Raw genomic sequence first — 22,974 nt, 5'->3', positions numbered from 1 at the left:
TATCACGCAAGTTATAGACTGGTTAATTTTTGACATTGAGTACATAATCAAAAGTCACTGTGATCGTTGAATAGGATTTAAAAATGCAAAAACCACTACTGATTATCGGCAATAAAAACTACTCCTCTTGGTCGCTACGGGCATGGTTACTCTTAAAAGCGTTCAATGTTGACTTTGACGAGCAGCTGATTGAATTGTTTGATCCCTCAGCCCGCCCAATACTTGAGGCGCATTCACCAACAGGAAAAGTCCCTGTATTGGTCTACGGTGAAGGCAATGAAAAAGTCACTGTTTGGGATACGTTAGCCATTGCGATGTATGTTAATGAGTATTTTACGGATATCAATATTTGGACAGGCATCAATAAGCCTGACACTAACGCTCAAACTGACCATCAAAATAGAATCAACAGCGCCTATTGCCAAAGCATCATTGCTGAGATGCATTCAGGATTATCAGGTATTCGTAATGAGATGCCGATGAATATCAGAGCAACTGCTAAAATACAACCGAGCAGTGCGTGCTTATCTGATATTGCTCGTATTGAGGCTATCTTTGCCGATTGCTTAAAAGGACGTTCGACGAACAGTTATTTGTTTGGACATTTCACAGCAGCTGATGTCTTTTTTGCCCCAGTGGTGTTGCGATTACAGACCTATGCTGATGCATCCAATATCACTTTGCAACCACTGACTAAGCAGTATTGCCAGACCATGCTGAACAACCCGCATATCAAGGCTTGGATTCAAGCAGCACTGCAAGAGACACGGATTATCGAAGAAGATGAAGCCGGTGAGGTTGTCTCGTTATCGGGTATATTGTCGGCTAAATAACACTTTCCACAAAAAAACCACTTTAGCCAAGCTAAAGTGGTTTTTTATCTGATAAGACTTCAAGCATAACGTTTTACTGTTTTTGCTCTAATGCCTCTTTTACTGCTTTTTTGCCCCATGCACTCAGATCGAGATCTAATTTCTCATACTCTTGCGCATCGAATAACGGCTCTTTGATGCCTGATTTTAATTGACGGGCAAAGTCGTCAAGTAAGCGCTTGGCACGCGGGAACAGCATAATCAAGGCCAATAAGTTGGCAAGTGCCAGTACGCCCATCAATGGATCGGCGAAGAAGAACACGGTGGTTGCCGCAGGTGCTACTGCGCCCAAGAACAAGATCGCAATCACCACAACACGCAACACCAAGGTTGCCGTTTTAGTATTCTTCTTAACCAAGAAGTTAATCGCATTTTCGCCCATGTAGTAGTTATACATGATCGAGCTTAATGCAAACAATAGTAGCGAGATGGTTAACACGTACTGTGACCAATCACCAAGCTGAGCGGTGAGCGCTTGCTGCGCCAGTACAATACCATCAACTTCGGCACCTGGCTGATAAACGCCGCTGAGCAAAATCATAAATGCCGTGGCACTACACACAACAATCGTATCGATAAATACTGATAGTGACTGCGAGATACCTTGACTGACTGGATGCGTGGCATAAGCAGTGGCGGCAATGTTAGGCGCAGAACCCAAACCTGCCTCATTAGAGAACAGGCCGCGCTTCATGCCTTGCTCAATCGCCACACCGATACCGCCACCAACGACGGATTCAATACCAAATGCATTTTTGACAATCATTGCCATCAGTGCAGGCAGATCGGCGATATTCAACACGATGATAATTACTGCCATCCCAATGTAAATCAGCGCCATTACAGGAATCACAACGTCAGCGACTTTTGCAATACGCTGGATACCACCAAAGACGATAAATCCACCCGCAACCACCAGTACCGCACCTGATATCCAGCGATCAATCCCGAAGCTTTCAAGCGCGGAACCTGCTACCGTATTACCTTGGAATGCGATAAATCCAATGGAAAAAGACAGTAGTAAAGCAATAGCATAAATGACAGCGAGCCAACGATAATCTTTACCTAAACCGTGTAAAATATAAGTTGCAGGGCCGCCGCGAAAGTTACCATCATTATCTCTGCGCTTGTAAAGCTGAGCCAAGCTACATTCAACAATACTGGTCATCATGCCGATGAGTGCCACAACCCACATCCAAAAAACTGCACCGGGACCACCTAAAGAGATTGCAACGGCAACACCAGCAATGTTACCACCGCCAACACGTCCGCCGATCGACACGAGCAACGCCTGACGGGCAGAAATGCCGTCGTCTCCTACTTCGTCCGTCTTAAACACACGGAACATACGTTTAAAATATGTAAACTGAGCGAACCTGCCCACAATGGTAAATAATAAACCAAAAATAATTAACATAGGCACGAGTGCCCAGCCCCATGTTAGATCCCCGACTAGGGCAAAAAAAGATTCTATATATTCCATGCCTATTTTCCTTATAGTTCATGACGCTATGATAGGTTTTATTGGGCTTATTATCGCATCTAAGACCCGTATTTGTAACGAAAATGGCGCATTTGTAACGTAGATGATGACATTTTTCAAGAGAAATTGCTTTGTTCACTCATCAAAATGACTGGTTTTTAAACTTTAGGCGCTATTCTATAGAAAAATTCCTATAAAAACGCAAAAAAAAGCCACCTCAATTAAGGTGGCTTTTTCTTCTAAGACTAATTCTGATACTAAAACTTACTGCATAACCAAATATTCAAATGCTGCCAATGCTGCTTTACTACCCTCACCCATTGCAATATTAATCTGCTTAAATGGTACGGTGGTCACATCACCACAGGCAAAAATACCTTTGCGATCGGTGCGGCAGCGCTCATCAATCTCAATCTCACCAAAGCGGTTTAAATCGACAAAGCCTTTAACAAATTCAGTGTTTGGTACGAGACCGATTTGTACAAACACACCTGATAAATCACGCTCATGTGTCTCGCCTGTGCTGCGATCTTGATAGACGATGGACGATACTTTGCCATCAGTCGCCTTGATCTCTTGGGTTGCAGCACCAGTGATGAATTCAATATTGGATTTTTCTTTGGCTTTATTGATCAATACCTGATCTGCTTTTAACTCATCAGCGAACTCTAAAACTGTGACGTGCTTAACAATGCCTGCCAGATCTAACGCAGCCTCAACGCCTGAGTTACCACCGCCGATCACTGAGATGTCTTTACCTTTGAAGAATGGACCGTCACAGTGGGCACAAAACGCCACGCCTTTACCGATATTTTCTTCTTCGCCCGGTACGCCAAGCTTACGCCATTGGGCACCTGTCGCCAAGATAATACTACGAGTTTCAAACGTCTCGCCGGTATTTAGATTGATACTGTAGTTTTCTTCTTCTGTCTCGCCGATATCTTTCACACTGACATGCTCTCTTAGCGTGATATTGTACTCAGCCAAGTGCTTAACGAAATTAGTCGACAAATCAGTACCATTGGTTAAAGGTACAGAGATCAAGTTTTCGATATCCTGTGTGTCTTTGACTTGTCCACCGATACGATCAGCGACCATGGTGACTTTTAAGCCTTTACGCGCGGTATAAATAGCTGCTGCAACGCCTGCAGGACCTGCACCAATGATAGTGACATCTTGCTGCTCTAGTTGCTCAGCATCATCTTCCACATCTGACAATAGATCAGGAAACTGCTCTTGTAATTTTCCAATCAGTTTGGCAGTGTCAATCAGACCATTGGCAAATGGTTTACCGTTCAAGAATACGGCCGGTACACCTTGGATTTTGTTTGCTTCTACTTGCTCTTGGAAGAGCGCACCATCGATCATCTCATTGCTGATACCATCGTTTAGTAGCGCAAATTGATTCAACGCCTGAACCACTTCTGGGCAGTTATGGCATGATAGTGACACGTAGGTCTGAAACTGTAGCGGCTTGTTGAAGCGTTTGACTAGCTTTTGGATACCTTCATCCAATTTCAGCGTATGACCACCCGCTTGCAAAATGGCTAGGATCAATGAGGTAAACTCATGACCACCAGGAATACCACTAAATACGATACCTGTATCAGCAGTCTCTCCATCAACATGACTGACTACTTTAAAACTAATCGCGCTTGGCAAACTGTTATCGATAACCTGCTCATCGAAATTGATTTTGTCAGTCGTACCCGCAATCTTGCTCAAAAAGTCGATCAATTCAGCGCGCTTATCGTGCTCACCGCTACCCAATACAAAAGTAATCGGGCGCGTCATGTTTTCGCTATATGTCTTAACTGCGTCTAATAAATTTTGATCTATCATGTTAGTTCCTCATTATGACTGAATATGTAACGGCAACTGTCATGCTGCACGCCTAAATATGAAATACTTACACTTAATAATTTTATAAAAAACCTTGTATATATCGAGCTTTCGCTCTTGAATGACCCTATTATCAGGTGTTCACAGTATTTGGGCAAGCTGAGAAACTCAAACCTTACGTTTTATAAAATCAATCGTTAACAGGTTTAATTAATTAAATACAAATATACTGGTAGATAATAGCCATAGTATCTAGGCTATTTTTTCGCTACAATCGAGAATAGTTCTTAAGTTAAGCCTTCTTTTTAACACCATACGCGATTGCTTATGACAAGCTTGCGTTTCATGACAAGGATGAACACATGAGAAAAACAGATACTTTCCACGATAATAGAGATATTATTGCCGAACTGAAGCTCAAAGACAGTCATTTTGCGAGTATTTTTGATGAGCATGCCGAGCTTGATCAAAAAATCAATCAACTCGAAAAAGATCTAGTCAAGCATGCCAGCCGTGAAGAAGAAATAGAACAAATGAAACGGCGTAAATTACATCTCAAAGACGAGATTTATAAGATTATTGATAAAAATAAAGAACAATCTCGCGCCTGATATAGTCAATCCTAAATAAAACAGATACATTATATATCAAGGTGGAACTGGTCTAAATTTTCCTTGCGTGCTGTGCCTACGCAGACAGAGGCTGCGAAAAAATTATCCCAGTCCCACTGTATCGTTTTTATACTGAATTCACTATATAGTCAATCAATATTAAAAGTGGTACAAGGCAGACGAGTGCAAGTACTACAGTAGTAGGCTAAACGAGTCTAACGCTGTAACACTTTAATAGTGGTTCGACTATACTACGCCTACTACGCTTATGATCAATAAATAAGACTCATAAGATTGTAGCTAGCGCCATAAAAAGCCCCCATCAACATCAGTTAATGGGGGCTTTATTTGTAGAACTGATTCACACTACAAGTATGACGTTCAGTGCTACTTTATCTAAGCGATGCAATATCTAAGGGATGAAATGACTACTTAGATTTTACCAACTAGGTCAAGACTTGGCTTAAGTGTATCGCCGCCTTGCTCCCAAGCTGCTGGGCAAACTTCGCCATCGTTTTCACGAACATACTGAGCGGCTTTTACTTTACGTAGCATATCTTTTGCGCTACGGCCGATACCGCCAGCGTGAATTTCTGCTACTTGAATCAGACCATCAGGATCTACTAGGAACGTACCACGCTCTGCTAAACCTGCTTCTTCAATCATGACATTGAAGCCACGAGTGATTTTACCAGTAGGATCGCCGATCATTGGATACTGTACTTTGCCGATCGCTTCTGAAGAATCATGCCATGCTTTGTGCGTGAAATGCGTGTCAGTTGATACTGAGTACACTTCGACACCAAGACCTTTTAGCTCATCGTAATGAGCGGCCATGTCTTCTAGCTCAGTTGGGCAAACAAAGGTAAAATCAGCTGGGTAAAATAGGAAAATCGCCCAGTTACCTTTTACGTCTTCTGAGGTGATGGTTTTGAACTCACCGTTTACGTATGCATCTGCTGAAAACTCTGGGATTGCTTGATTAATAATAGACGCCATGATTGGCTCCTCTCTTGTTAAGTAAATTAAAATTATTTATAGGGATTTTTTAACTAGCCCTTTAGCTTTCTGGGCTACCCGACAAACTATACGCGAATTCTACGGTTAATCCAGTTAAAAGTTTTTAATGTGATGTTTTGTTTTATTAAACTTGTTAAACTATGCTTTCTATATCCTATCATTGGTACATAACTGGTAATTTGCTGCCTTATAGAGGCTTACTGACAGGATAAATTACATTAAAAACCCATTAAAAGAGAGGTTTTATGATTACTTTACGACAACTTGAGTTTGCCCTAGCCGTCGCCAAACATCGTCACTTCAAACGTGCTGCCGAAGATTGCAATATTTCGCAGTCTGCCCTGAGCTTGGGTATCGCAGAATTAGAAAAACAGCTAGATACACAGATTTTTGAGCGCAATAACAAGCAAGTACTGATTACGCCTATCGGTCAGGAAATCCTCACAAGGGCACAGCGCGTGTTCTCTGAAGTGAGTGATTTGACCACACGCGCCCATAGCCATCAGACACCGCTGGCGTATCCGATGACCGTCGGTATCATTCCCACGATTGCGCCTTACTTGCTACCAAAGGTTCTACCTGCGCTGCGTGCTCAGTATCCAGAGTTCCGCATGACGATCGTTGAGCAGCAAACCGAGCGGTTGCTTGAGCAAGTGCGCTACGGTCATATCGATACGGCTATCATTGCGCTGCCATATGCTGTAGATGGCCTGCACAGTTTTGAGTTTTGGAGTGAAGACTTCTTTGCCGTCTTCCCAAAAGACGATGTACATGCCAAGCTTGATACCATCAGCGCTGACGAGCTAGCTACTGCCAATCTTATGCTCCTTGGTGAAGGCCACTGCCTAACCGATCAGACGCTATCTGTCTGTCATTTTGACCGTGCACAGATGAAATCAAGCTTCTCGGATGCCAGTCTAAACACGCTGATTCAAATGGCGCTTGCCAACATGGGTACGACGCTAGTGCCTGAAATGGCACTCGATCAGTTGCACTTGCAAAATCAAAATGCTGTCGCTGTACCTCTAGCTGAAGAAGGACCACACCGCCATATTGCTTTTGTCACCCGCTTAAATTATGCCCGTGTCGATGATATCAGCTTGCTCGGAGAAGTATTTAATAAGGCATTTAAAGATGCGGCTAATACAAAATAAATGGCAAGTGACAAAGGTTAATTATGAATGAATTGCCACCTATAAATATGGAGCTGGGCAATGATTTTTACTTATGCTTGTCTGCTCTCAATAGTGATGTGACACCAGACGACGCACAAGCCCTCTGGCAAGATATCTCTGTGCGCTACGGTGAACCACAACGAGCTTATCATACCCTGAGTCATATTGAGCAGTTATTGGTACAGTTTGACAGTATCAGACACCATCTAACTGCTCCGTATCTCGTGGCGTTGGCACTGTATTATCATGATGTGATATACGACCCAACACGCGTAGATAATGAGCAAAAAAGCGCTGAATATGCCGTAGGCGCGTTGAGTTCTTATCTACGCCCAGAGCAATGCCAAGACATCTATGCATTCATCATGATGACGGCCAATCATCAAATAGATGAGTCGATAGATAGTGTTGAATACAGTGATGCGGCATACTTATTGGATATGGATTTGAGTATTTTGGGTGCGCCTTGGCCTACCTATCAGCAGTATGCACAAGCGATACGTCAAGAATATGCACACGTCGCAGATGACAACTACCGTGATGGGCGCACTGCGGTATTACAAGGATTACTAGCGCATCCCAAACTCTATTTGACTGATTATTACTATAGCCAATTAGAAGCGCAAGCTCGGGACAATATCAAGCGCGAGCTTATTTCGCTCGCAGCTTTATAAATAACTCACTACCTTGCCGTGCTGGATGTGAATTATAGCTAGGTTCCATAATATCAATATCAAAATGGCTTTGAAAACGCTGCTGGTACTCTTCTTTAGTGCCACCAAATGGTGGTTCCTCTCGTCCAAAGTCAGTATCAAATAACAAACCCACCAGTTTGCCTTGTGGCTTTAACAGATTTGCCATCTGCTGCACGTATTCATCACGGCGCGCTGGATTAATCGCACAAAAAAACGTCTGCTCAAGTATCCAATCAAATTGATACTGCCCAGCTGACAAACTAAAAAAATTCGCACAAATTAACTGCTCAGATGGGAAGTCGGGATAACGCGCCGCAAAGGCTTCAATCGGGGCTGGCGCAAAATCAACCAACGTGACATTGGTAAATCCTTGCTCATATAGATAGCCTACCTCGTAAGCATTACCAGCACCTGGTACGAGTATCGCCTCATCCTTGGCACTTTCAGGCAGCTGGTCAATATAAGCTTTGAGCGGTGGTGATACTTGTCCCATATCCCAGCCAGTACTGTTTTTCTCATAGCGCTCCTGCCAAAACTCAGCTTGATTGACGTTTTCCATCTGACATCCTTGTATATAAAATTGCATTTAAACGACACGATTTGTATCGTTATTTCTTATCATATCAGGCTTGTCGAAATTATTTATAGTTGATTCAGTTTAAAAGAGAGACAAGGCAACCAAGCGCAGATGTATATGTGATACTTCAAGTAAGGTTGACGCTGTGACTCTTTTATAGAGGATTGACTATACATTATTTAGATGGCATGTTTAATCCAACTGGCCTATCTTGCCTGCCAATATGTTATGCCATTGCTGATAATCTGGCATCGCACTCGCCACCGTTTGCCAAAATGCAGGGCTATGATTGGCATGATGCAAATGGCACAGTTCATGGACGATCACATACTCGGTGCATTCTATAGGATAGGCAGGAAGATAAACGGACAACCAAATTCGCTTCGCGCGCGTGTTGCAGCTGCCCCAGCGTGTGTACATTTTTTTTACTCGTATCTCATTGGCGTAAGTGCCAACAATTGGCTGCCACTTCTCAAATAGCGACGGCATGACATCGGAGAGCTGTCGGCGATAGTAGGCCATTTTTTCATCATGACTTAACATAAAGGTCTGCTCAGTGCCCCATAGATAGACAGGGTTCTTAGAAGTTGTAAGACCTGATGGCGCGCTTTTTTTACGCTGGTTTTGCTCTAGCACTTGTGGATGGTGGTTAATCGCCCAAGACACTCGCCGCGCCACCGCGTCAGCAGCTCGTGAATCACTAATATGCAGTGGTACAGAAACCATCAAGACATGCGGCTTTAAACGAAAATTGATGTTTTTGACACGCTTTTTGCTGATATGTAGCTCAATATCTGCCTGTGCGAGCTGCTGTCTAATAGTATCTAAACGGATTTCCAAGCTAATGTTTTATCTCCTCAATGACAGTAACTGTGCCAATGGCTACGTATTATAACGCTTGCAAATGGTTATCAAAGGACATCCTATGCAACTGGCTGTCTGTACTAATATGCTTATCATCTTTACCATTCAATTTTGAATCTGGCGAAACACTTACTCTTAACGCTGTCAATTGCCCTTGCCCATCACTGATGATAAATCCTGACGGTTTAATATCATCTACGTTATTGGTGATTGCACTATTACTGGATAAGACGGATGCCCCTGCACAATCAGGCAGGCTCACATCGTCAATCAACTCTCGAGTATGCAAATCATAAATTGCCGCACAGCCACCGATCGGAGTGGTCACACAAAGCAAATTACGGTCGCTATCAACGGCGACGCTCGCAATATATTGATGAAAGCGTTGCCATTGATTGTTTGGCATAGTCAGTGGCGTAAAGCTAACATCACCGCGCTGGTGAGTCAGTACTAACGGTACATTGATATGCTTTTCGCCTTGGAACTGAATACCGATCATGACAGTGCCATCATTGTGCATCGCTAAATGACGTATGCTCATCTGATTGTGCTCAGGCACCACTTGCTCAAGCAGTGTGCCATCATGACGATTGAGGTAGACTAGCGATGGTCGCATAGTATCTAAATTTAGCTCTTCACGTGAGGCCTGCTCAGTCTTAATGCCACCGTTTGCAATGACTAATGTTTCTCCATCGGGATGCATAATTAGCTCATGCGGGCCGATGCCATAAGAGTTAAATTCTGCTACTTTTTTATAAGCGTTGTTAGCATCATAAACACCGATTTTACCTGCCAGACTCACTGTGTCATTCTCAGTTACGTAAAGCAATTTTCCATCTAAGCTATAACAAGCATGGCCATAAAAGTGACGATGTAAATCCGCTTTGATCGCATGTTGTACTTGTCCATTTGAGGTATCAAGCACCCAGAATTTTTCACTTGGACGCCGACCCATGACGACGACGTCGCGCCTTTGGTCGACATTGCTATCCTGAACTTGAGATTCAGATACATTTGTAGGCTGAACAACGATGTCATGGACACGCTCAGGCATGGTCGTCTGCCAAACGATTTGTCTATCGGCATCAATACCTACCACGCCAAAGTCATGCTCATTTTGATTCAATGACGCGTTATTTTTTGGCATAGAGGCAACACCGCTGACCCAGCGAACAGGCCGTGCGAGCATCGTCGTCGTATGCATAGTAGTAAGATCAAGCACGTTACTCTCATTATCATCTATGACATGATGATAAGCTTGCTGCCACGTCACCGCTGCTTGCTGACAAGCATAGCGAAAACGTTTAAGGTTTGGCGTTGAGCCAGTGGCCGGCTGCAATACTTGTAACTGCGCTCGCATACCCGCCACATAATCTTGTAGACTGGCATTTGGATGCTGCTGCTTACGATAACGATGGTGAATACCGACCAGCGCTGCTGTGCCGACTGCCGTGAGCATGGACGTTGTCAAAAGCTCACGGCTTACTGAACTGGCTTTTGGCTCATTTGATCTGTCATGACGCTCATCTTCTGACACCGTATTGCCTTTAGTAATAAACATCCCTTAATCGCCATCGGTGCTATTAAAGCCCACTCGGATACCGAGTGCTGGAATTAGCTCGCGTTTAATCAAGCGAGTAACGGTAGTGAGATGGTCATATAACGCTTGTTGATCGTCTTTGTCTGCAGCTGATAAATCTTCTGGCATTTGTGCCAATAAAGTGGTCGTGTCAGCCAGTGCCGTCGATAGATTATTAGCGACTGTGCTCTCATCATTGCTATTAAGTATCGCCGTCAATACGGGATCCGTCATGGCTTTATTGATGGCATCTAGTTTTGCATTGATAATAGCTCGGCTTTGACCAGCCGTAGCCGCTGGCAAATGACCTTTTGCTTTGCCGCTCAGACCGAGCGGCTGGTCAATGGCGTTAGACTTCATGGTCTCAACCAGTGACAATAGCGAGTTAAACCATTGGTTCAAGCCTTGATCGCTCTCTGCTGTTTGATCTATCGCCAATAACTCAGTCGCGTTTTGCTGCCAGTTTTTCTCGATGTCTTTTAGACGCGTGCTCAAAGCACCACTGGCGCTAATGACGTAGGCGCATTGACCAGCATTTAAGCTCTCATTGGCAAACAAGGCTTCTTCTAGTCCTGGTACACCTTGTACGATAGCGCTTTCGCCCGCGAGCTGCTCTGGCGTTAGCTTTGGATTAGCAGCAATCAAATCAGACACGCCGCTATGTACCAAGCCGCGCTCATCAGGATAATAGTTGATGTACAGATTGCTCATACTGGCAGTCGCAGGACCAAAATTAATCATCTCAGCACTTGACCACGCTTGTGCCAATACTAGCCACTGCGCGCGTAATGCTTGTAGCTCAGCGCCGCTGACGGGTGCTTGCTGACAATGTTTCTGCGCCAATTCATTTAATAGATCACTTTGTTTTGCGGCATCAGCATACGCAGGAATCACAATGTCCTCTGCCACATGCGTCAAATACGTTTTTTGAGTCTCAGGGCTGATATCTACCGCAACGATCTGCTCAGTGCTTTCCTTGCGGCTTTCTGCTGAGCTGTCAGTAGTCGAGTTATTCTGTGCAACTTCTTGACTATCCACTTCTGCAGATTTGTTGTCGTCGGCAAGTTTAACACAGCTGATCAGCAGCCCGGCACTCAATGCAGACAGCGCCATCGCCAAAGCGTGATTTATTTTCATAGATTTCTCGGTAATGTTATAGGTAGTAATTTATAGCGTTTTTGTGCTGATTTTATAATAGTGACTGTATTACAGTGACCTTATTATAGCGACTTTAGAAACGCATTCAGCTCGGCGCGACCTTGCTTGTCTAATTTCAATACTTGTTGCTGTTGCTTTTCGGCTTCTCCGCCGTGCCAAAGAACCGCTTCCATCAGCGTACGAGCGCGTCCATCATGCAAAAACGTCGCTTGTGGATCAACCGTTTGCGCAAGCCCCACGCCCCAAAGTGCGGGCGTACGCCATTCATAAGAATTGGCTAAAAACTCAACTTGAGCGTCTTTGGGTGGTAGCTTACCCGCGATAGTACGATCAGCAAGGTCATCACCCATGTCATGTAGCAATAGGTCGGTGTAAGGATAAATCACTTGTCCATGCTGCTCAAGATGATCGTCGTCAGTTTTTGGTAGCTGATATCTTGGCGTATGGCAGCTTTGACAGCCCATGTCATAAAAACGCTTTTTGCCCGCCAGCACAAGCTTATCATCTGCATTACGGCGGTGCGGCACTGCCAAATTACGGGTATAGAACTCCACAAACTTAGCCACATCATCGTTCACCTCAACGGGCGGTTTGCCATTGCCTTGCTCATCAGCACCTGTTGACGCATTTAAGCATTCGGTCTGGGTCGGCATGCAGGACTCATGAGGACGAATATTTGATGTCAAACCCATGTCTTCGTTAAAGGCACTTTGATTTTGGATAATCAGTTTGGTTTGACCGGCTTTCCAGCCAAAACGTCCAAGCGCACGTTTGCCCGTCTGTGGATCCATCACCCAATTGAACTTACCACTGATGTCGCTATTGCTCTTATCGTTTGCTTGTTTTTTAATATCGTCATCAGGTATTTGCTCTAGCAGCCCAAGCCCAATCATTGGGAGCGCCACTCGCGGTGATACCATCATCGCCTCATCAAAAGCGCCATAACCAGGATTGGTCAGATTAAAGGTTGGCGCACGTAGCGTCTCAACATGACCATCAGCAAAGGTGACTGACTTATCTGTCCACTGTACTGCAATTCTGGCCTCAGCAGGGACACCTTGGATACCTCGGTCTTGCAACTGCCCGCCATACATAGGGTGGACGACCTTTTCAATCAGTGAGTCCTGTAACTGTTGTCGCTGCTCATCCGTTGTTGCTGGCATAGAGAGACGAAGCAATAAACTGTCCGCATCATCATCGGCAGTCATGGGCGCATGACCGCGGCCGTCTTTGATATGGCAAGACTGACAAGCCGCCACATTGAATAGCGCACCAAGCCCATCTCGACTGTCGGTACTGGCAGGGGCGACCACCCAAGGCTGCTTAAAAAATGCATTACCAATGAAAAACGAGCCCTTGCGCGACGCTGTCAGGTTCGATGAAGGCTTAGAGTAGCTTTCAGCACTGGTAATACTGATACCAGAGTCACCACCCTGCTTGATCTCTTGCGGATCAAAACTGACCAGTTGCTGCATCGGCATGCCAGCCAGTGCTTCGATATTTTCGGCACGTTCAGAGGTGAGCGGTTGAGTTGTTTCACTGGTGCTTGCGCTGCTCTCATTACCCGAGGTCTTATTCGAAACGCTATCAGCTGGTTGACATGCGCTCAGTGCCACCGTACCCACCATCATAAGTGCAAGTTTGGATGGCAAATTTTGTATTATGCTAGATGAGAAAGGAAAAACAGAGGATTTGATATAAATGGCTTTCATAAAAATTAAGTGCCTTGGTTTTAGAGTAGAACCAATATGTCGATGACGATTACATATCTAGTCATCGACTTTTATGGTTCGGAACACCGACCTATCGGCCTATGTTCCGAACTTTTGATAATTGCAAAAATACGTTGCCGACCGTAATCGACAACGTATATATGAGATCCAATCTATATTTTTATAAAAGTGAGCCTTGTTACTTGATAACAGTTGACTCAGCATGATGAATATAATAAAAAGCCTTTAATAATCAAAAATGCGCTTAAAACTGTGACCCTGCATCTGCATCAAGATTATCAATACCAACGGCTTTTGCGGCATTTTCGATACCAGCGGTCAGCTCTTGCAAGCTATTAATACCCGCTTCTACCCAGCCGCGACGGATATTCTGCTCTTCAGCAGAAACGCCTTCTTGACTTGCTTGACCAACCGTTGCAATCATTTGGTCAATTTTGATGCCTTCTTTCTCGCCCTTTTCAACCATGACGTTGAATGCACCTTCGACTTTACTAAAGTCAGCGGCCAATTTATCAGCTTCCTCTACATGACCGCTGTCAACGAGATAGTCTTTAACACCATAGCCACCGACTGTTTTACCAGCGACTGTCTGGTAGCTACCATTAAAGACATTTTGGATACCGCGGGCATTATTGGCATAGCTCAGATGCGTCAAGTCACTAAAGCATTCGTGCTCATCTTCGGTAGACCCTGTGACAAAAGCGACCTGCATACGCTCAGAAGCCAACTCACCCAGTGCTAAACTACCCATTTGGTACATAATCTGACGCAGGCCATTGTCATATTTACGCGCCATCAAATCACTGCGTAAAGTATTTTCGGTATCAGGCTGCCACTGGGCTTCCATCGCTGTCAAATCATCCACCAGTAGTTGAGTAGCGGCTTTTAAAAACTCACCACGACGCTCACAAATACTGGCATCTTCATTAACCGTATCACCGCTGGTACATTGTTCAGCTTCCGTCACATAATCAGTGACTGGGCGATTACCCGCGCCTTCTTTTACGCCATTGGTATCTTGACCCCATAGCATAAACTCAATCGCATGATAGCCCGTTGTGACATTGGCTTCGCTACCACCGATCTCGTTCATTTCTGCAAGCAGCTCAGGTGTAATTGTACTGGTATCTTGCTTGGTACTACCGACCGTAATGCTATCGCTATTGATGATATTTTCTTGACTGTTGTACTCACCTTCATAGTCATCACTGACATAATCAATCAGCGCTTCATCCAGTGGCCAAGCATTGATCTGACCTTCCCAGCTATCAATGCTATTGATCGCGCGCTTATCATTTGCCGTCACAAACCCTTCATCAAAACGAAAGATTTCCGTCTGTGAGTACGGCTGGCGCGCAGCTTTATAGGCAGCTTTGGCCGCATCAAGGTTGGCTTGAGTTGGCGTCGCAACATAGGTATCTACCGCTGCTTGTAATGCCTTAGCAGTATCTAGCGAGTCTTTGTAAGCGGCGTGTGCCATGTTTGCATAGCTGATCATCAGTCTATCAATATGTGCTTTTTCGGCAGCTGATATTTCTGTATTGTCGCCTGTTTCTGTGCTTACAACCTCTGTCTGCGTCTCAGTAGCAGCAGTGTCTTCTTCGGTTTTTTTGGTACAGCCCGATACCATTAACAATCCTGCAAGTGCAACAGCTAAAGTAGTTGGTAAAATCTTACGGCGTGTTTCTGTGGTAATCGTCATACAAATCCTCAAAGAGATAGCAAAATTCGTTTTGGTTAAATGGCTTCCATCATATCGATTATCAAATCACGCCTTAATCAGCTGATTTGATCTCGTATATTTATGCTTATCGCATATTATCAAGCCTGTAACTATTCAGTAATAAAACACTAACAAATTATAGTGTTATTGATAATCGTTATCAATACTTAATTTTATGTTAATAATCATTAATCTTTATGCTCCTTTTATAAAATGTTATCAAATACTAAAAGAGCACTATTCTATTTTGAACAGCAGACATTACATTATACCTGCGCTATCCTAACTATCGAGTTTGATGAACCAAAATTTAGCGCATAAAAAAAGAGCCAGCATATTGCTGACTCTTTTTGCTAGATAAGTGCGTGAAAATCATGTGCACCTACCAAATAGCTATATAGAACTGTCAATTAGTTTACACTTTGTGGTGCATTAACCGTTAGCTCAACACGGCGGTTTTGCTGACGACCAGATTCAGTGTTGTTGGTAGCAACTGGACGTGACTCGCCATAAGCAACTACATTGATACGGTTAGAAGCAACACCGCGAGCCGTTAGATAGTTAGCAACTGAGTAAGCACGGTCACGTGACAGACCCATATTGTAAGATGCTGAACCTTGGCTATCAGTGTGACCAGCGATCGTGATTGTGTTCTGGTTATACTGGTTCATGGTTGAAGCAAGCTTGTCTAGCGTTGGCTTGAATGATGAGTTAAGTGTTGCATCATCAAATGAGAAAGTGATGCTACCTGGCATAACAAGATCAATGTTACCAGTGGTTGGGTCTTGGTTAACAGTCACGCCTGTACCAGCCATTTGCTGCTCAAGCTGACGAGCCTGACGCTCCATGTAGTAACCAACGCCAGCACCCAGTGCTGCACCGATAGCAGCATCACGACCAGTCTTTTCGCCGCCTGTTGCTTTTGAGATAGTTGCACCACCTGCTGCACCAACCAAACCACCCAATGCAGCTTTATTCAAACGTTGCTGCCCAGTGTTTGGATCAGTCGTACAACCGCTAAGTGCTAGACCTGATGCTACTGCTGCAATTAATAATGTATTACGCATGATATTTCCTCTATAAGTTTAAAAATATTATAAATCGTGCTTTATCAAGATTGTCCGTTAATCTTATTAAGTACTTATTTACTTTCGTCATTATTATGGCAATTACAATCTAACTCTGTGTAATATTTTGTCACACCTATGTATGAGAAGTGCAGATTAACTTTACGGTATTTCTTAGCATCTAAACTATCCAATACCTGTTCCTTGTTATCACTAGTCACGTTTACACTCGTACACTGCGAAACGTTTCTGCTAAAATTATGTGGCAAAATCTGTATGATCAAATGACCGTCACCTCAGGGTTCCATTCATCTATTTGCTCAACTGCTTGCTCTTTATTCACTAGATTATTGGTCAATCACCGTACGGGCAATTTTAGGAATATTTGACGGCATCAGATTGTGCAATATAAGCCTTATTCATTAATCAGATTGAACAAGAAGGATCACGCATGCGACTGACATCTACCATTCGAAAACTGCACAAACGCACGCCCAAACTGGGTAAGGCGGTTTCATTAGCGACAGCAGCAAGCGTTATCACTGCCAATAGCTTTGGTGGTAGTATTCCTTTGTGGTTGATGGGTGTCGGCAAAGTCATCACGGGTGCACCTATTGCAGATAAAGCGGTCATCAAAATCGCGACTTACTGGATCAGTTGCAACAGTGCACTAATCGATGACATGCTGCCTCGCAAAGATTGGCGTATCAGCCTACCAGATGATATTCGCATCGATGGTAAATACCTTCTGGTCAGCAACCATCAATCTTGGGTCGATACCAGCATCGTGCAATACATTGGCGAAAAGCGCCTGCCATTGACGCGCTTTTTTACTAAATTTGAGCTGATCTATATCCCCATCGTTGGGCAAGCTTTTTACTTTTTAGATTTCCCCATGATGCGCAGACACTCTAAAGAAGCCATCGCCAAAAACCCAGCACTCAAAGGTAAAGATATCGAAGAGGCCAAGCGTGCCTGTGCCCTTTTAAAAGACAAGCCGTTCACCTTGCTCAACTATTTAGAAGGTACGCGCTTTACCAAGGCCAAACATGCCAAACAGCAGTCTCCTTATACGCACTTGCTAAAACCACGAGCAGGCGGCTTATCCCTTGCGATTAACGCCCTAGGCGAGGATATCGATGGCATACTGGATGTGACCATCGTCTATCCTGATGGCGTACCAAGCTATAGCGATCTGTGGAAAGGCAATATCAAACGTTTGGGCGTGGATCTAAGATATATCGATATACCAGATGCGCTGTTTGAAGGTATTAAGCAAGGTGGCTATGAAAATGATGAAGAAATAAAAGCACAGATGTTTGATTGGGTTGAACACATTTGGCGTCAAAAAGATCAGCGCATCACCGACATGCTGGCCGATTTTGAGACAGCCCCTGAAACTCAAGTGGCTCAATAAATGACTCACTTACGCCGTAAGTCATCACATACCTTTTAAAAGACGCAGCACTCATAGTCCGATAAAGGACAAAATCTAGCCATACTGCCATAAGCGCTTGAGTAATCAATAACGCAGGGGTTAATGATGATACGTGAGCACTGTACTGATGATAGTCGCGTTGCAAATGATCATTATTACTTTATAAGTGGCTATGCATGATTTTTAATCATAGATGGGTTGTTTTTTGGCCTTATTCATTGATAATGTGATTAATCATTTACGCATCGATTTTTGATGGTTATTTTTAATAGCGGTCAAAAATTTACTCATTTTTTGTACCATTTATCACTTAATAAGGTATGACTGTGCCCGCCTCTCCTACTACCAGCCCGCCTATTGCAACTGCACCGGTGTCGCCTCATCTTGCAAATAGTGAGCCGCCAAGGCCAAACCGTCCAAAGCCCAGTCGTTTAAAGCTCACTTATGATATCGTGATGCTTATCGCTATCAGTATTGATCTTCTGCTGATCAGTCTGGATGCTGTATTGATGAGCGACTTTAGTGCCAATGCTGCACAATGGCTGTCAGTCAGCGAAGGACTAAGTTGGTATCAGGCGACGTTGCATGAGCCGTTGCGTACCGCTGGTGGGTTTTTTACCATATTTTTGGTTGCTGAATTATTATTACGCTGGGCAATTGCAATCAAAGAAAAAGTCTATTATCGCTGGTTTTTCTTCCCTTTTGTCCACTGGTACGAAGTTTTAGGCTGTTTTCCGCAGCTACGTTTGTTACGGTTATTTAGAGCCGTTGTTATCGGACGCCGATTGTACCAGCTTGGCTACCAAGTACTCCCGCAGCCATGGATCAATCGTATTAAGTTCTATATTGACCTATTATTAGAAGAGCTCTCTGATCGTGTCATCCTGACGACCATCCAAAATTTTAGGCAGGAATTGACCAACCCTGAAACGCACAAATCTTTTATCGAGTCAGCCATCACGCGCAACCGTGCTGAGATTGAAGCGGCTGTATTATCCATTCTGCGCTCAGAGCTTGCACCAAAACTACAGGAGCTGACTGCCTCATCAGGTGGTGGCAGTCTATTAGCCAGCGAAATGGGCAACGCTATTGAAGAAGGTCTAGCCAATACTCCTGAGCTGCGACGCTATTTGCGCATGATTCCTATCGCGGGTAGCCTGATCGAATCACAACTGCAGCATGTCGGACACAACATCGGTGAAAACGTTGTTTATGCCTTAAATAAGCGCCTGCTTGACCCTGAGCGGCTTGACTCATTGATGGTCGCTATCGCCCGTGGTATCGCGCAAATAGACACCGATAATAGTGCACTTGATACTCTGATTTCGAGTATCATTGATGACAGTTTGACTGCATTTGAAGCACAAGTAAAAGTACAGCAATGGAAACACCAAGACATGCTCAATCTATAGTATGCCTACTAACATGACACGATAATAAAAATGACACCGTGAATACAGCGACAGAATTATTTTTAAGGGTTTATATATGACAGTTTCAGACAATAATAATCAGACTGCAAGCGCAGCACCAGCCTTAGCCCTATATGGCAAAATGCTGACCTTTTCGCGTTTACAGTTTAGCACCAGCGATCTGGGCGCTATTGAAGCCCAGCTTACTGAGACACTGAGCAATAAATCAAGCAACATTCCTATCTTGATCGATAGCGACGTCGAGCAAGATTTATCTGCCTTAGTAGAGCTATTATGGTCATGGGGACTACAGCCGATCGGTGTGGTGACAGGCCTACTTGATGATCAAGCGCGTGAGCAGCGCTTGGCCATCTTTCCTGCAGATGGTAAACGCATTGAACGTATCGTACCTAGCAAAACAGCCCCTACACCGTCCAATAAACCTAAAGAAGATAATCGCTCAGAATCAGCCAACGATACTAGCACCGAGAGTGCGGCAAATATACCTGCCACTGAAACCACCATCTCCAGTCTTCCAGATGAGACATTGTTAAGTGCTCAGCATATTACCAGCCTCATCTACGACCAGATGCTGCGCTCAGGACAAAGCTTGAACCATGTCGGCGGCGATTTGATTTTGACAAATAGTGTGAATAGCGGTGCTGAAGCCATCACTGACAACAGCTTACATGTCTATGGACGTGCGCAAGGTCGCTTGGTGGCAGGCGCAACAGGCGACAAAGATGCCCGCATTTTTTGCCAAGTTTTCAATCCTTCTCTGGTTTCTGTAGCAGGCACTTATTGTTTGCGAGACAACCTACCTGAGCACGTGATTGACAAACCTGTGCAAGTAAAGTTTGTGGAAGGTGAAGGCCTAGTATTTATCGTAATGGATGAAGCTTAATTATTACTCAGTTAAAAATAATAAACGGTTAGGTGATTGTCTAGTAAAGTAAACTGGGTAAGGTAAGCTGTAATTATATAAGCTGCTGTGTCAAATAAATAAAACAAGATATATTAAATTAATCGTACAATTGAGCTATTATTAAGTGTTGGTTCTAACGTTATTTGCCGTATATTTAAATAGCTGTCAAACGGCTAAAAATTATCGCCAGTAACTGTAAAATTTATAAGCAAAAGCCCTTTATAGCTCATATCTCAGTTGTTTTTCTGCTTTAATATAGACTTGCTATAAATCCTTGTATATTTATGCTAGGCTATCTTCGCAGATAGTACATATATAGTTAGTAGATAAATACCATGCAATTGTGCTATTTATATAAAAGATATCCCATTGATTCATAGGAGTGTGCCATTGTGGCGAAGATAGTTGTAATCACTTCAGGTAAAGGCGGTGTGGGCAAAACCACGACTAGCGCCTCTTTTGCCGCTGGCTTAGCATTGCGTGGCTATAAAACGGTTGTAATTGATTTTGATGTAGGTCTACGTAATCTAGACTTGATCATGGGTTGTGAAAACCGAATTGTTTATGATTTCGTTGATGTCATTACCGGTAGCGCACGCTTGTCGCAAGCACTTGTCAAAGACAAACAGCTTGAAAACCTGTATATCCTTCCTGCTAGTCAGACGCGTGATAAAGACGCATTGACGGATGAAGGTGTCGCAGAGGTCATGACTGAGCTGTCTAAACAGTTTGACTATATCATCTGTGACTCACCTGCTGGTATCGAGCGCGGTGCACAGTTGGCCATGTATCACGCTGACGAAGCCATCATTGTTACCAACCCTGAGATTTCGTCAGTACGTGACTCGGATCGCATCATCGGTATTTTGCAAAGTCAAACGAAAAAGGTTGAAGAAAACCTAGGCTCTGTACGTGAGCACTTGGTTATCACTCGTTACAATGCAGAACGTGCTGCTGCGAACGAGATGATGGACATCGACACTATCTCAAATGACATCTTAAAAGTACCATTGCTCGGCGTTGTGCCTGAGAGCCATTCTGTGCTCGAAGCATCGAACCACGGTGAGCCTGTTATTCATTATACCGACTCTGTTGCTGGTCAATGTTATGATGATATCGTCGCCCGTTTCTTAGGCGAAGAGCGTCCACTACGTCATATTGATGTGAAGAAAAAGAGTTTACTACAGCGCTGGTTTGGGGGTTAATGATGACTAAGAAAAAAGGATTTTGGAGTAGCCTATTTGGTACTGACGACAGTAGTGCAGGCAGTGCCAATCTAGCTACTGAACGCCTCAAGGTTATCGTTGCTAGCGAAAATCGTCTAAATAACCGCCTAACGGTTGATCGTATCGAAAAAATGAAACGTGAAATTTTAGAAGTGGTCAACAAATATGTGAATGGCGTGCAGATTGATGATGTCAATATCAATCATCGCTCAGAAGACAGCTTAGATGTGTTAGAGATGAACATTAATTTACCGGAACACAAAAAGTAAATTTGTAACCAGACCTTTAGACCGTAAGCACTTTCATTTATCACTTAAAAAGCCCTAAGTAATGTACTTAGGGCTTTTTTGCATCTTTAAGTTTATTGGTACGGCATGCTGTATACAGCATTCGAGCATTGATCAATAGCAGATCATTTCATACGTGATATTAAATTGTCTTTTTTGATAAACTGATGATACAAGGCAGCACCAATATGCAGCGCTGTAAAACCGATGATCATTGGCCAAATAATATCGGTATGTAAATCATTATAAAAGCGGGCCAAACTCCTATCAGGAGTCACAAACACGGGTATTTGGAATAAACCAAAGATATCGACAGGACGACCACCATATACAGTCATCAATAAACCAGCAAGCGGCATAGCGATCAGAATGGCATAGAGCGCAAAATGCGATAACTTAGAGACCATCGATTGCCATTTTGGCATTGGTATAGACGGTGGCGCTTTGGTAAAGATGCGGTTGATAACTCGCGCAATCATCCAAAACAACAAGCTTATCCCAAACGCTTTGTGAAATCCGATATATAGATTGCTATCGAGATTTTCATACAGCAGTATCATCACCCATGTGATCAATAATAAAACTGCGCTGATCCAATGAAATATACGACTGCTGAGCGACCATTTCGATACGTTAGAATTATTCATGAGCGGCTCTATAGTTTTTATTAAACGTTATTTATAATTGATATTATATATAGGGCAGCAACTCATTCAATAACAAAAAGTAATCAGCATTGCTCGGGTACTACCTATGAGGTGAAGCATAACTGAAACTTAGACGAGAATCTAGTCATCTAAATTCACCAAATGATGCGCAATTTTGTCCAAGTCTGGTACCAAATAAACATTGTCGTCAATCATAACGGTTTGATACAGATAAGAAAGCACAACGTTTTCGTCAGACTGCCCTTCTATTTTATCAACACCAGTATCCGCAAACTGCTCGGGAAGCTCTGTATCTTTGACGTCAGAAATACGGGCTTGTAATTGGCGCAGTTCACCTGCCGTTTGCAAAGCAAATCGATGCTCGGTGGTATTGCCCTCTAGTATGATGACTTTCTCTGGTGTTCTATCTTGCGGTAACAAGTGAAAGACAGCAAGATTTTGCTCTTGCCACTGATACTTGGATATACGCTCTTGATAATCGTCGACGCTCAAAATCAAACTGCTCGGAATAATCCAATCGGGTTGGTTAGATGCTGGCACGATAGTCACATCGAGCATACCATTGTTCGTGGTCAGTAAACTTACCGCTTCAAATGAGTGTTTCAAAATTTGTTTCATA

At 43.7% G+C, this 22,974-nt stretch carries 21 protein-coding genes; 9 read left to right on the top strand and 12 right to left on the bottom strand.

What is annotated here, in order from left to right; all coding sequences use genetic code 11:
- The first annotated feature begins 83 nt into the window (after window positions 1-83).
- The gene (locus tag AC58CZ_RS00570) at window positions 84-833 is read left to right on the top strand and encodes a glutathione S-transferase N-terminal domain-containing protein (protein ID WP_494223666.1); all 750 of its coding nucleotides are present in this window, start codon (window positions 84-86) and stop codon (window positions 831-833) included.
- A gap of 73 nt (window positions 834-906) precedes the next feature.
- Here the strand turns inward: AC58CZ_RS00570 and AC58CZ_RS00565 are convergent, their stop codons facing one another.
- Window positions 907-2,355 (bottom strand): amino acid carrier protein, encoded by a 1,449-nt coding sequence (locus AC58CZ_RS00565; RefSeq protein ID WP_494223667.1) that lies wholly within the window; start codon window positions 2,353-2,355, stop codon window positions 907-909.
- A 264-nt stretch (window positions 2,356-2,619) separates the two neighbouring features.
- On the bottom strand, window positions 2,620-4,197 hold the full coding sequence (ahpF, locus tag AC58CZ_RS00560) for an alkyl hydroperoxide reductase subunit F (protein ID WP_494223668.1): 1,578 nt from the start codon (window positions 4,195-4,197) through the stop codon (window positions 2,620-2,622).
- A gap of 362 nt (window positions 4,198-4,559) precedes the next feature.
- On the opposite strand from ahpF, the gene AC58CZ_RS00555 reads away from it, so the two are divergent.
- Complete coding sequence (locus tag AC58CZ_RS00555; protein WP_494223669.1) at window positions 4,560-4,808, top strand: DUF465 domain-containing protein; 249 nt, start codon at window positions 4,560-4,562, stop codon at window positions 4,806-4,808.
- Between the two features lie 432 nt (window positions 4,809-5,240).
- On the opposite strand, the gene ahpC is transcribed toward AC58CZ_RS00555, so the two are convergent.
- On the bottom strand, window positions 5,241-5,807 hold the full coding sequence (gene ahpC, locus AC58CZ_RS00550) for an alkyl hydroperoxide reductase subunit C (protein WP_058025494.1): 567 nt from the start codon (window positions 5,805-5,807) through the stop codon (window positions 5,241-5,243).
- 266 nt (window positions 5,808-6,073) lie between these two features.
- Here ahpC and AC58CZ_RS00545 point away from each other — a divergent pair, with 266 nt between their 5' ends.
- Window positions 6,074-6,982: a hydrogen peroxide-inducible genes activator gene (locus AC58CZ_RS00545; protein ID WP_058025493.1), complete on the top strand. Its 909-nt coding sequence runs from the start codon at window positions 6,074-6,076 to the stop codon at window positions 6,980-6,982.
- 23 nt (window positions 6,983-7,005) lie between these two features.
- Window positions 7,006-7,677, top strand: coding sequence for an HD domain-containing protein (locus AC58CZ_RS00540; protein WP_494223670.1), 672 nt, complete (start codon window positions 7,006-7,008; stop codon window positions 7,675-7,677).
- Here the strand turns inward: AC58CZ_RS00540 and AC58CZ_RS00535 are convergent.
- From AC58CZ_RS00535 to AC58CZ_RS00505, 7 genes are all read right to left on the bottom strand, one after another.
- Window positions 7,655-8,257 (bottom strand): methyltransferase domain-containing protein, encoded by a 603-nt coding sequence (locus AC58CZ_RS00535; protein WP_494223671.1) that lies wholly within the window; start codon window positions 8,255-8,257, stop codon window positions 7,655-7,657. The two genes, AC58CZ_RS00540 and AC58CZ_RS00535, sit on opposite strands and share 23 nt — an antisense overlap.
- A gap of 210 nt (window positions 8,258-8,467) precedes the next feature.
- On the bottom strand, window positions 8,468-9,115 hold the full coding sequence (locus tag AC58CZ_RS00530; protein WP_494223672.1) for a YgjP-like metallopeptidase domain-containing protein: 648 nt from the start codon (window positions 9,113-9,115) through the stop codon (window positions 8,468-8,470).
- A gap of 49 nt (window positions 9,116-9,164) precedes the next feature.
- Window positions 9,165-10,700 (bottom strand): DUF1513 domain-containing protein, encoded by a 1,536-nt coding sequence (locus AC58CZ_RS00525; protein WP_494223673.1) that lies wholly within the window; start codon window positions 10,698-10,700, stop codon window positions 9,165-9,167.
- Between the two features lie 3 nt (window positions 10,701-10,703).
- Entirely contained in the window at window positions 10,704-11,855 is a 1,152-nt protein-coding gene (locus AC58CZ_RS00520) for an imelysin family protein (RefSeq protein ID WP_494223674.1), read from the bottom strand.
- Between the two features lie 83 nt (window positions 11,856-11,938).
- Window positions 11,939-13,588 carry a di-heme oxidoredictase family protein gene (locus tag AC58CZ_RS00515; protein ID WP_494223675.1) on the bottom strand — a complete coding sequence of 550 codons (1,650 nt, stop codon included), beginning with the start codon at window positions 13,586-13,588 and terminating at the stop codon, window positions 11,939-11,941.
- A 265-nt stretch (window positions 13,589-13,853) separates the two neighbouring features.
- Window positions 13,854-15,311, bottom strand: coding sequence for an imelysin family protein (locus AC58CZ_RS00510; protein ID WP_494223676.1), 1,458 nt, complete (start codon window positions 15,309-15,311; stop codon window positions 13,854-13,856).
- Window positions 15,312-15,742: 431 nt separating this feature from the next.
- Window positions 15,743-16,399 (bottom strand): YiaD family glycine zipper/OmpA-like lipoprotein, encoded by a 657-nt coding sequence (locus tag AC58CZ_RS00505; protein ID WP_186473662.1) that lies wholly within the window; start codon window positions 16,397-16,399, stop codon window positions 15,743-15,745.
- Between the two features lie 451 nt (window positions 16,400-16,850).
- On the opposite strand from AC58CZ_RS00505, the gene yihG reads away from it, so the two are divergent.
- The 5 genes from yihG to minE all read left to right on the top strand — a co-directional run bounded on the left by yihG (window position 16,851) and on the right by minE (window position 21,669).
- Complete coding sequence (yihG, locus tag AC58CZ_RS00500) at window positions 16,851-17,816, top strand: 1-acylglycerol-3-phosphate O-acyltransferase, YihG family (protein ID WP_494223677.1); 966 nt, start codon at window positions 16,851-16,853, stop codon at window positions 17,814-17,816.
- Between the two features lie 341 nt (window positions 17,817-18,157).
- Window positions 18,158-19,249, top strand: a complete 1,092-nt coding sequence (locus tag AC58CZ_RS00495; protein ID WP_494223678.1) for a hypothetical protein — start codon at window positions 18,158-18,160, stop codon at window positions 19,247-19,249.
- Between the two features lie 76 nt (window positions 19,250-19,325).
- Entirely contained in the window at window positions 19,326-20,153 is an 828-nt protein-coding gene (minC, locus tag AC58CZ_RS00490) for a septum site-determining protein MinC (RefSeq protein WP_494223679.1), read from the top strand.
- 413 nt (window positions 20,154-20,566) lie between these two features.
- Entirely contained in the window at window positions 20,567-21,379 is an 813-nt protein-coding gene (minD, locus tag AC58CZ_RS00485; protein ID WP_058025481.1) for a septum site-determining protein MinD, read from the top strand.
- Between the two features lie 2 nt (window positions 21,380-21,381).
- Complete coding sequence (gene minE / locus AC58CZ_RS00480; RefSeq protein WP_058025500.1) at window positions 21,382-21,669, top strand: cell division topological specificity factor MinE; 288 nt, start codon at window positions 21,382-21,384, stop codon at window positions 21,667-21,669.
- Window positions 21,670-21,812: 143 nt separating this feature from the next.
- Here the strand turns inward: minE and AC58CZ_RS00475 are convergent, their stop codons facing one another.
- Together AC58CZ_RS00475 and AC58CZ_RS00470 are read right to left on the bottom strand one after the other, a co-directional pair.
- Window positions 21,813-22,334 (bottom strand): cytochrome b/b6 domain-containing protein, encoded by a 522-nt coding sequence (locus AC58CZ_RS00475; RefSeq protein WP_494223680.1) that lies wholly within the window; start codon window positions 22,332-22,334, stop codon window positions 21,813-21,815.
- 141 nt (window positions 22,335-22,475) lie between these two features.
- Window positions 22,476-22,973 carry a hypothetical protein gene (locus AC58CZ_RS00470; protein ID WP_494223681.1) on the bottom strand — a complete coding sequence of 166 codons (498 nt, stop codon included), beginning with the start codon at window positions 22,971-22,973 and terminating at the stop codon, window positions 22,476-22,478.
- Window position 22,974: the final 1 nt, after the last annotated feature.

This window comes from Psychrobacter sp. CR212, assembly GCF_059693765.1.
Note: the sequence above shows the minus strand (reverse complement) of the source record. Positions and strands in the feature narration are given on the sequence as shown.

Coding starts and splice junctions, on each gene's coding strand:
- ahpF (WP_494223668.1), bottom strand. CDS start 4,197: ATGATAGATCAAAATTTATTAGACGCAGTTAAGACATATAGCGAAAAC.
- AC58CZ_RS00540 (WP_494223670.1), top strand. CDS start 7,006: ATGAATGAATTGCCACCTATAAATATGGAGCTGGGCAATGATTTTTAC.
- AC58CZ_RS00470 (WP_494223681.1), bottom strand. CDS start 22,973: ATGAAACAAATTTTGAAACACTCATTTGAAGCGGTAAGTTTACTGACC.
- minC (WP_494223679.1), top strand. CDS start 19,326: ATGACAGTTTCAGACAATAATAATCAGACTGCAAGCGCAGCACCAGCC.
- AC58CZ_RS00545 (WP_058025493.1), top strand. CDS start 6,074: ATGATTACTTTACGACAACTTGAGTTTGCCCTAGCCGTCGCCAAACAT.
- AC58CZ_RS00505 (WP_186473662.1), bottom strand. CDS start 16,399: ATGCGTAATACATTATTAATTGCAGCAGTAGCATCAGGTCTAGCACTT.
- minE (WP_058025500.1), top strand. CDS start 21,382: ATGACTAAGAAAAAAGGATTTTGGAGTAGCCTATTTGGTACTGACGAC.
- AC58CZ_RS00515 (WP_494223675.1), bottom strand. CDS start 13,588: ATGAAAGCCATTTATATCAAATCCTCTGTTTTTCCTTTCTCATCTAGC.
- AC58CZ_RS00525 (WP_494223673.1), bottom strand. CDS start 10,700: ATGTTTATTACTAAAGGCAATACGGTGTCAGAAGATGAGCGTCATGAC.
- AC58CZ_RS00510 (WP_494223676.1), bottom strand. CDS start 15,311: ATGACGATTACCACAGAAACACGCCGTAAGATTTTACCAACTACTTTA.
- AC58CZ_RS00555 (WP_494223669.1), top strand. CDS start 4,560: ATGAGAAAAACAGATACTTTCCACGATAATAGAGATATTATTGCCGAA.
- AC58CZ_RS00535 (WP_494223671.1), bottom strand. CDS start 8,257: ATGGAAAACGTCAATCAAGCTGAGTTTTGGCAGGAGCGCTATGAGAAA.
- ahpC (WP_058025494.1), bottom strand. CDS start 5,807: ATGGCGTCTATTATTAATCAAGCAATCCCAGAGTTTTCAGCAGATGCA.
- AC58CZ_RS00565 (WP_494223667.1), bottom strand. CDS start 2,355: ATGGAATATATAGAATCTTTTTTTGCCCTAGTCGGGGATCTAACATGG.
- AC58CZ_RS00520 (WP_494223674.1), bottom strand. CDS start 11,855: ATGAAAATAAATCACGCTTTGGCGATGGCGCTGTCTGCATTGAGTGCC.
- AC58CZ_RS00475 (WP_494223680.1), bottom strand. CDS start 22,334: ATGAATAATTCTAACGTATCGAAATGGTCGCTCAGCAGTCGTATATTT.
- yihG (WP_494223677.1), top strand. CDS start 16,851: ATGCGACTGACATCTACCATTCGAAAACTGCACAAACGCACGCCCAAA.
- AC58CZ_RS00570 (WP_494223666.1), top strand. CDS start 84: ATGCAAAAACCACTACTGATTATCGGCAATAAAAACTACTCCTCTTGG.
- AC58CZ_RS00495 (WP_494223678.1), top strand. CDS start 18,158: ATGACTGTGCCCGCCTCTCCTACTACCAGCCCGCCTATTGCAACTGCA.